Consider the following 9,314-nt stretch of genomic DNA (forward strand, 5'->3'; position numbering starts at 1 on the left):
ACCGGGCGGTGCACGCCGCGCAGGCCCTCGGCACCAGCTTCGAGGAGGACCGGCTGCGGGCCTCGGCCCTGGAGTTCCAGGGGCTGCTGAAGGCGGAGACGGGCGATCTGGCGGGCGCCGTCACCGACTTCACCGCCTCCCGGGAGATCCACGCGCGGATCGGCAACGCCTACGGGGTGCGGACTTCTCGAACGCGTCGGACGCTTCCGGCAGGCTCGCCGGAAGGCGCTCGGCGCTCGCGAGGGCGGCGGGGTCGCTGCGGGTCTCGGGTGGCAGCGGCATACCGGCGTCGAGCCCGGCGAGACCGGCGGCCAGCACCCCGCCGACCGCCAGGTACGGATTGGCGGCGGCGTCGAAACACTTGACCTCGGCATTGGCCTGCCCGGCGCCCGAGCCGGTGATCAGGCGCAGCGCCGCCTCGCGGTTCTCCAGGCCCCAGCAGCGGTACGCCCCGGCGAAGTGGGAGGGAACCAGGCGCAGATAGGAGGCGACCCCGGGCGCACCGAGGGCGAGCAGGGCGGGCAGCTCGGCCAGCACCCCCGAGAGGAAGTGCTCGGCCTCGGGGTGCAGCCCATGACGGCCGGGGCCGCCGTGGGCGAGGTTCCTGCCCTGCCGCCAGAGGCTGAGGTGGAGGTGGCCGCCGTTGCCGATCGCTCCCTCGGTGAAGACGGGCGCGAACGAGACGCGCAGCCCGTGCCGGGCGGAGACGGCCCGGACGGTGTGGCGTACCAGCATCGTGGTGTCGGCCGCCCCGACCGGCCCGTCGGCGGCGACCGAGACCTCGAACTGCCCTGCGGCGTACTCGGGATGGAGCTGCAGCACGGTCAGGCCCTGCGCCGTGAGGGCGCGAAGCACCTCCCGCAGGTAGTCGGAGCGCTCGACGAAGCGGGTCATCCCGTACCCGGGCCCGGACGTCGCGGGGGCTCCGGCGGCGTCGGCCACCACCCACTCGATCTCGATCCCGGCCAGCACCGAGAGCCCGCGGCGCTCCACGGCCTCGGTGGCCCGGCGGGCGAAGCCGCGCTGGCAGCCGGGGTGCGGGGTGCCGTCCTGGGTGTAACGGTCGGCCGGGGCCCACGCCCAGCCGGGCTGGGCGGCGAGCGGGGTCAGCCGGTCGAGGTCGGGGACGAGCCGGAGGTCGCCCATCGGGCCGGCACTCGAAGCCGTGGTGGTGAACGAGTCGTCCACCAGGGCGAGATCGAAGCAGGGGACGGCGCCGACACCGTGCTCGGCGGCGTGTTCGAGCTGGGGGAGCGGGACCGACTTCACCCGGGTGAGCCCTGCGTTGTCGACCCAGCCGAACACCACCCCGTCGATTCCGCCGGCGGCGAGCTGGACTACGGCCGCCCGGGCCTGAGCGGCCCGTTCGGCCCGCGAGTTCGTGGTGGTCATGCCGTCCATGCTGACGTTCGCGGCGGCCCGATCGCCAGCGGCGGAGCGGGAGTTCACCCGTCCGTGAGGGCGGGAGCCGTGAGGTGACGACACCTCGCCCGGGGCTGACGGACTTCCACCACCCCCCGCATCCACAGTGGCGTTGCGGGCAGGTCAGGCGTGCCGGAGGCAGAGGCTTCCCCACTGGAAACCCGCGCCGATGCCGGACAGCACATAGGTGTCTCCCGGGAGCAGGGAGCCTTCCGCGACGGCGGTGTGGAGAGCGGTGAACACACCGGCCGATCCGGTGTTGCCCAGCCGGTCGACGGTGACGGGAGCGCGCTCGCGGGGGATCCCCAGGACGGCCATGGCCGCGTTGAGGATGTTCAGGTTGGCCTGGTGCAGGAAGAAGTGCCGCACCTGGTCGAGGGGCACGCCGGCGCGGTGGGCCGCGCTGGTGATGCTCTCGGGCAGACGTGTGGTCGCGGCGTCCCACACGGCACGGCCGTCCATGGACAGGTAATGGTCCTTGGCGGCGACGGTGGCGCTGCTGGTGGGCACCCGGGAGCCTCCGGCGGGGATCTGGACGGCGTAGGACAGCTGGGAGCCCAGGTCGTAGGAGAGCAGTCCGGCCCCGGGGGTGTCGGTGCGGGTGAGGACGACGGCTGCCGCGGCGTCTCCGAAGAAGACACCGGTGGTGCGGTCGGTGGGATCGGTGACCCTGGAGGCACAGTCGGCCGCGAGCAGCAGGACGGTGGTGATGGAGGGGTTCTGCAGGAGGTGGGCCGCGATCAGCATGGCCTGGATGCCGGAGGCGCAGGCGGCTGTCGTGACGTCCAGGGACAGAGCGCGGTGGGCCCCGAGGGCGTCCTTGACGATGAGCGCGGTCGACAGGAGCGGCTGGTCCCAGGTGTAGGTGGCGACGATGACCGCGTCCAGCCGGGCGGGCTCGATGCCGGCGGCTTCCAGAGCCGGGTGGGCCGCGGCCACGCACATGTCGGAGGTCGCGAGGTGCGGGGCCAGCCGGCGGCGTTCGCGGATTCCGGTGCGGCTGGTGATCCATTCGTCGCTGGTGTCCAGGGTGCGGGTGAGTTCCCGGTTGGTGACGACCGCCGGCGGCAGGTGGATTCCCGTCCCGGCGATGGCGAACGGTACGGACAAACCCGTGCCGGTCTGGTGGAAAAGAGTCTGGTCCAGGGCGACGGTCATGCCACGGCGCTCCGCCCGGGGGCCGTCGGTGCTTCTCGGATCATTTCCATTCTCTGTTCCTCGTTCTGTGGGTTCGTCATGAGGCAGGAGACGATCGGGGCGTCGGATCGGAAGTCTCCGCACCGCCCCACGGGTTCAGCTCATCGGATCACGCCGTCATTCGACGGCGTGATGAAGTGATCGACCGCTTGACGGTCCATTCCTGGGAACGCGTCCCGTGCCGCGCGCGGGAATACGGTGTGACGGCCACCGCGGTCCGGATGTCCGGGGGTCATGACGACCTCTGCCCGGGCAGGGGCGTCCGCAGGGAGGGGACGGAGGAGAGCAGCGTCCGGGTGTACGGGTGGCTCGGCGCACGCAGGAGCGTCCCGGTGGGCGCGACTTCGACGATCCGCCCGTGCCGCATGACCGCCACGGCGTCCGAGACGTGGCAGACCGCAGGCAGGTTGTGGCCGATGAACAACATGGAGAGCCCGAGCCGCTGCTGGAGTTCACGCATGGTGTTGAGGACGGCGGCCTGCACCGAGACGTCCAGTGCCGAGGTGATCTCGTCGGCGATCAGCAGGCCGGGCTCCACGGACAGGGACCGGGCCAGGGCCACTCGCTGGCGCTGGCCGCCGGACAACTGCCGGGGCAGGCGATCGGCGAGCCCGGGATCCAGTCCCACCAGGTCGAGCAGTTCGGTGACGCGCTCGGCACGGGCGGCCCGGTCGAGCCGGCGGAAGACCGTGGCGGCCTCGACGAGCGTCTGGCGCGCCGTCATACGAGGATCGAGCGCGGTGTCCGGGTCCTGGAGGACGACCTGTACCAGCCGGGCGAGCCGGCGCCGGTCGTGGACGGTACGGGTGCGGACCTCGCGGCCGTCGATCAGGACCCGGCCACCGTGCACGGGCACGAGGCCGACGATCGCCCCGGCCAGGCTGGACTTTCCCGAGCCGGACTCGCCCACGAGACCGAGTGTGGTGCCCGACGGGATCTCCAGCGACACACCGTCCACCGCGGCGGGGGAGTCACGGGGGCCCGGGTGGCGGACGGTGAGGTCGATCACCTGAAGCGTGGTCATGACGCGTTCACCGCCGTCGGGGCCGCCACCGGCACCGGATACCAGCAGGCGACCCGGTGACCGGCGTCGAGGTCCTCCAGCGGCGGAGCCTGCTCGGCGCAGCGGTCCTGACGGCGCGGGCAACGAGGCTCGAACGGGCAGCCCGCCACGGGTGCGAATGGATCGGGTGGCGCGCCTGCGACCGTCGGCAGTGGCCTGCCCCGGTCGGCGGTGAGGTCCGGCACCGAGGCGACCAGGGCCCGGGTGTAGGGGTGCCTGGTCGCCTCGACGAGGCGACCGGCGGGCAGGGCCTCGACGACGGTGCCCGCGTACATCACCAGGACCCGTTCGCAGAACTCGCCCACGAGCGCGACGTCGTGGCTGATGAACAGGATCGCCGCGGAGGTGTCCCGGCGCAGGTCGGTCAGCAGCCGGATGATCTGGCGCTGCACGGTGACGTCGAGCGCCGTGGTCGGTTCGTCGGCGATGACCAGTCCCGGCCGCACCATCAGCCCCGAGGCGATCATCACCCGCTGGCGCTGCCCGCCGGAGAGTTGGTGCGGACGTGAGCGCAGCAGTGCCGGGGGCAGGGCCACCCGGCGCAGGGCTTCGGCGGCCTTCGCCGCCGCCTGCGCGCGGCTCGCGCCCCGGTGGGCCCGGACGGCCTCGGTGAGCTGGGTGGCGATGCGCAGGGACGGGTTGAGCGCCGAGGCCGGATTCTGGAAGATCATCGACAGCCCCGTCGCGAGGTGCCGGTTCCGCTCCTTCGGCGTCAGGGCGGAGAGGTCCGCCCCGAGCAGGCGCAGCGTGCGCCTGGACACCCGGGCGCCGTGCGGGAGCAGGTCGGCGACGGCGAGCGCGGTGAGCGACTTGCCCGAACCCGACTCACCGACGAGCCCGACGATCTCGCCCGGACGCAGCGACAGGGACACACCGCGCACCGGCCGGATCGCGCCGTTCGGGGTGGCGAGTTCGACGGTGAGGTCCTCGACCTGGAGGACCAGCCCGTCCTCGGCGGGGCCGCTCGGAGCGGGCACCGGGGCTGGTTCGCGCGTCATCCGTCCGCGTCGAGCGGCGTGTTGGGCCAGGACCTCGCCGAGCAGCTGGAACGTCAGGGCCGCGTAGAGGATGGCCAGACCCGGGGCGAGGGCGGGCACCGGCTCGGCGTAGATCCGGTCGAGGCCCTGGCTGAGCAGCTGCCCCCAGTCGTAGCCGGGCGGCTGGACGCCCAGGCCGAGGAAGCTCAGTCCGGAGAGCGCGACCAGGGCGGTGCCCCCCGCCGTGGTGACGCTCAGGAGCAGCGGCTCCGCGATGTTGGGCAGGACGTGCCGCCACAGCAGGCGGTGGCGGCGCAGGCCGAGGACCCTGGCCGCGGCCAGATGGTCGGTGCCCGCGACGCCCGCGGCGAGGGTCTGGGCGAGCCGGGCGAATCCGGGGACGGCCGCCGCCGCGAGGGCGAGTACCGCCCCGGTGGCGCCCGCGCCGAACACGACCGCGAGGAACATCGCGACGAGGAGCGCCGGGAAGGCGAGCAGGAGGTTGATCAGCCCGCCGGTCAGCCGGCGCCCGCGACGGCCGAGGACGGCGGTGCACGCCCCGAGGAGGACGCCTGCGGTCGCGCCGAGCAGGACCGCCCCCAGCGCGAGCAGCAGCGAGGGGCGGGTGGCCGTCAGGACGCGGGCGAGCAGGTCCCGGCCGAGGCCGTCGGTGCCGAACGGGTGGACCGCGGAGGGGCCTTGGAGCACGGCCGCGGGGTCCGGGCGGTCGGCTGCCGCCCCCCAGACCAGCGGGCCCACCAGCGCGAGCGCGACGAGCGACGCCAGCATGACCGCGGTGGCCGGAGCCAGGGGAGAGCGGGGAAGCCGGGACGAGGGGCTCATGGTCACATCTCCCGAATCGCCGAGCGGGGATCGAGCAGGGCGAGCAGCACGTCCACCAGGAGGCCCGCGAGCAGCACGGCGGTGCCCAGCACCAGGACCATGGCCTGGACCACCGGGTAGTCCTGCGCGACCACGGACTGTGCCATGGCGGAGCCGATCCCGGGCCAGGCGAAGACCTTCTCGACCAGCACGGTGCCGGCGATGAGACCGGGCAGCAGGCTCCCGGCGACGGTGAGTGCGGCGGACGCCATGTTCGGTGCCGCGTGCCGCAGGTAGCGGCGCGTGGATGACAGCCGTTTGCTGCGGGCGGTGCGCAGATAGTCCTCCTCCAGCACCTTCAGCGCCTCCACCCGGACGATGCGCAGCAGCACGGCGGTGGGGGCGAGGGAGAGTGCGAGGACGGGCAGGACGAACGACTCGGCTCCCGTCGCCCCGGCCACCGGGAGCAGGTGGAGGCCGATCGACAGCGACGCGGTGAGCCCGGCGGCGAGGACGAAGTCGGGTACCCCGGCCAGACCCGCGGTGACGGCGGTGAACACCAGCTCGGTGCGCGGGCGGCGGCCGTCACGGGTGCGGACGGCGGCCAGCAGGCCGCCGGGCAGAGCGACGGCGAGGGTGGCCAGGAAGGCGAGGACGGCGATCTCCAGGGTGGCCGGCAACCGGGTGCGGACCAGTTCCGCGACCGGCGCCCCGGTGACCAGCGACGTACCGAGGTCACCGTGCAGGAGGCCGCCGAGGTAGTGGCGGTACTGGGAGAGGAAGGAGGCGTCGAGCCCGAGGGCGTGCCTGCGCGCGGCCACCAGGCCGGGGGCGGCGTCGACGCCGAGCGCGGCCCGGACGGGATCGCCGGGGATGAGGCGGATCATCGCGAACGACGCGGTGACCACGACCCCGAGGGAGAGGAGCAGCCGGACGCCGCGGCGGCCGAGGAACACGGTCCACGGGTGCCGCAACAGCTGGGGTACGGACATGGTGGGGCCCCGGGTCACTGGTGGAGGCGGATGCTGGTCGGGACGATCTGGCCGCCGAAGGTGGTGGCGAAGGTGGTGCGGTGGCCGTACACGCCGCTTCGGCCCTGGGCGATCGGCAGCGCGTCGGCCGAGCGGAAGAGCGCGGCGGAGGCACGGTTCCAGCTGCCGCACCCCGTCGTGTCGGTCGCCCGGAGGGCCTCGGCGACCAGGGCGTCGTACTCGGGATTGGCCACCCCCGCGAAGTTGAGGCCCTGGGCGGGGGCGGGGCCGGAGAAGAAGGGGACGAAGCCGACCGGCAGGGCGAACCCCGGGGTGCTGCCGACCACCACGTCGAAGTCGCCGCTCCGGTACATGGCGTTGACCAGGGCGGGCAGGCTCTCGGTGACCAGGTCGACCTCGGCGCCGAGCGCCGTCCACTCCCTGGCCATGAGCTCGGCGACGGAGACCAGGGTCGGGCCGAGGTCGGGGCTGGTGATCAGGCGGAGCCGGAGCGGTCGGCCGTCCTTGGCGAGCGGGCCGCCGGCGTCGCGGGTCCAGCCGGCGGCCCGAAGTGCCCGGGCGGTGTCCCGCGCGGGCAGGTTGGCGTCGGCGAGGTCGGCGTGGCAGACGGCGCCCTCGGCGCCGAAGTCGGTGGCGGGGCTGCCCGTGCCGCCGACGGCGACGTTGGCGAGCCCCTGGCGGTCGAGGGCGGAGACCAGGGCGCGGCGCAGTGCCCGGTCCTGGAGCGTCCGCCCGGGGCGCTGGTTGAAGAAGGTCAGCCCGACCACGGTCGCCACGTCGGCGGTGTGCAGGCCGCGTCCGGTGAGCCGGGCCCGGTCGGGACCGCTCACGCCCGCGATGTCGATGCCCCCGGTGAGCAGCAGGTTCGCCGCCGTGGAGGCCTGGGGCACCACCGAGAGGACGATGCGCGCGGGGAGGCCGGGTTCTTTGGTCGTCGCTCCGTCGGGCCCCCAGGAGTAGTCGTCGCGGACGGTGAACTCGTACGGCCCGCCGGGGGTGTAGCGGGTGAGTACGTAGGGGCCGCTTCCCGCGGTGACGCGGTCCAGCGCATGGGGCCGGCCGAGTCCCGAGGGGCAGACGACCGGCAGCAGGCCGACGGTGCGGGTGAGGAACGGGAAGGGAGCGGCCGCGGTCACCGACACCGTGCCCGTACGGTCGTCGGCGCTCGCTTGGAACGGGACGTTCGGCAGGACGGTCTGGGCCCCGGCGAGCTGGTTGGCCGGGTCGCCCGCGTAGGTGAGGGACCGGGCCACCGCCGAGGGGGTGAGCGCGGTGCCGTCGGAGCAGGTGACGCCGGGGCGGAGGGTGAAGCCGGCCGTGGTGGCCGTGGCCCGCCAGGAGGTGGCCAGGCCGGAGACCAGGGTGCCGTCGGGGGCGAGGTTGACCAGGGAGTCGTAGGCGTAACGGGACTGGGAGGCGCCGAAGGCCGAGTACGGGTCGAAGCTCGGCGTCTCGCTGGACGCGGCGATGCGGACGGTGCCGCGGATCACCGGCGGGGTGGTGGTCGAGGAGGTGGTGACTCCGCCGCAACCGCCCAGCGCGACGGCCGCGACGGCGACTGCGGCGGCCAGGGCGACCGGTGGGGTGCGTCGGAGCATGGGCGTCATGGTGCCACCGGAGGATGGGCCCTGATGACCCAACTGGCTTGTGCGGTAAGCGCGTTCGAATGCCCCCAACTGCCTGTCGGCTGGGGCGGGAGCCGTTGGGGGGCGACGCGGCGGCCGATCTTGATTCACCCGTACGGGGGGCCGGGGGCTGTTCGGGAGCCTCGGCGCTCCCCCGGGGCGGCGTGTGGGCAAAGTGCCGTCGTCGCCGCGGTCGTGGTGTCGGGTGGGCGGAGTGCCGTCGTCGCCGCGGTCGTGGTGTCGGGTGGCAGGGAGCGGCGCACGGAAAAGCACGTCGAAAGGCGCATGGAGCGGCGCATCGAAAGGAACGTCGAAGGCGCATTGACCGAGGGGGTTAATTGGTTAATCGCATTAAATGGCTTTCGATGTGCCGCATTGAAGGGGTTACGCGAAAGTTTCATGAGCACTCGCACGAGTGAACAGAAGAGGGCTGCTTGGTCCAGGCGGGTGGGTTTCCACTACGGTGATCGCGGGATCGGATGGTGTGTTCCGGCATCCGGGAATCCGATTCGCCAAGCGGGTCCCGGATATTCGAGAGTGAATCCCGCCCGGCCGTGCATTGCTCCGGCTTTCCTCGTGCCCGGGTTCCCTGTCATACGTATGCGTGGAGAGGATGGAGAATCATGCCGCCAGTAGTCCCGCCCTTCCTGATCGGCCTCATCGTCGCGCCCCTGGCCAAGCGCCTGCTCAAGCCGCTGGTGAGTGGAGTCGTCAAGACGTCCGTCGGCATCGTGATGGAGGTGAAGAAGGCGGCTCAGGAGGCCGGGGAGAACATCCACGACCTCGCGGCCGAAGTGGCCGCCGACGTGGTGGCCGCCCAGATCGCCGCCACTGAGACCGAGGGGCACTCCGTCGTCGGCCAGCGTGCCACCGGGAGCGGCGCCAAGGACGGAGCGGAGGGGGACGTGAGGACCCCGAAGATCCGTGCCACCGCCGGTTCCGCCGCCGGCAAGTCCCACTGACGGACCGTAAGAACAGGGGCCGCCGCCCAAGGTCGTCCCGCAATTCCTGGAGGGTGTGCGGCGTCGGCCGCGGCACCTCACCGCGCCGTCGGAACGTCCCGCGTGCATCCCGTGTGCGGGTGCTCCTCCGTCTTGCGATGCACCGCGTCTGACGCCCACACCGATCCACCAGGAACAGCGGGGCCGACTTCGGGCGCGCACGCCCCGCCCGTCCCCGCCCGGCGTGCCCCGGCGGCGGCCCCTCGCCCGACGGC

At 73.2% G+C, this 9,314-nt stretch carries 7 protein-coding genes; 1 reads left to right on the forward strand and 6 read right to left on the reverse strand.

Features of this window, described 5'->3' with window-relative positions:
• Positions 1–129: 129 nt before the first annotated feature.
• The 6 genes from ACFWEP_RS26285 to ACFWEP_RS26310 all read right to left on the reverse strand — a co-directional run bounded on the left by ACFWEP_RS26285 (position 130) and on the right by ACFWEP_RS26310 (position 8,071).
• The gene (locus ACFWEP_RS26285; RefSeq protein ID WP_387373468.1) at positions 130–1,392 is read right to left on the reverse strand and encodes a glutamine synthetase; all 1,263 of its coding nucleotides are present in this window, start codon (positions 1,390–1,392) and stop codon (positions 130–132) included.
• 153 nt (positions 1,393–1,545) lie between these two features.
• Positions 1,546–2,580, reverse strand: coding sequence for a 3-oxoacyl-ACP synthase III family protein (locus tag ACFWEP_RS26290; protein ID WP_387373470.1), 1,035 nt, complete (start codon positions 2,578–2,580; stop codon positions 1,546–1,548).
• A gap of 271 nt (positions 2,581–2,851) precedes the next feature.
• Positions 2,852–3,643, reverse strand: a complete 792-nt coding sequence (locus tag ACFWEP_RS26295) for an ABC transporter ATP-binding protein (RefSeq protein WP_387373472.1) — start codon at positions 3,641–3,643, stop codon at positions 2,852–2,854.
• Positions 3,640–5,502 (reverse strand): dipeptide/oligopeptide/nickel ABC transporter permease/ATP-binding protein, encoded by a 1,863-nt coding sequence (locus ACFWEP_RS26300; RefSeq protein WP_387373474.1) that lies wholly within the window; start codon positions 5,500–5,502, stop codon positions 3,640–3,642. Before ACFWEP_RS26300 ends, ACFWEP_RS26295 begins: the two co-directional genes overlap by 4 nt.
• A gap of 2 nt (positions 5,503–5,504) precedes the next feature.
• Positions 5,505–6,473 (reverse strand): ABC transporter permease, encoded by a 969-nt coding sequence (locus ACFWEP_RS26305; RefSeq protein ID WP_387373476.1) that lies wholly within the window; start codon positions 6,471–6,473, stop codon positions 5,505–5,507.
• Between the two features lie 14 nt (positions 6,474–6,487).
• Positions 6,488–8,071, reverse strand: a complete 1,584-nt coding sequence (locus ACFWEP_RS26310; protein ID WP_387373477.1) for an ABC transporter substrate-binding protein — start codon at positions 8,069–8,071, stop codon at positions 6,488–6,490.
• A gap of 650 nt (positions 8,072–8,721) precedes the next feature.
• Here ACFWEP_RS26310 and ACFWEP_RS26315 point away from each other — a divergent pair.
• Positions 8,722–9,060 (forward strand): DUF5132 domain-containing protein, encoded by a 339-nt coding sequence (locus ACFWEP_RS26315; protein ID WP_387373479.1) that lies wholly within the window; start codon positions 8,722–8,724, stop codon positions 9,058–9,060.
• Positions 9,061–9,314: the final 254 nt, after the last annotated feature.

Origin of the sequence: Streptomyces sp. NPDC060198, assembly GCF_042728415.1 — a bacterium.
Taxonomy (GTDB): Bacteria; Actinomycetota; Actinomycetes; order Streptomycetales; family Streptomycetaceae; genus Streptomyces.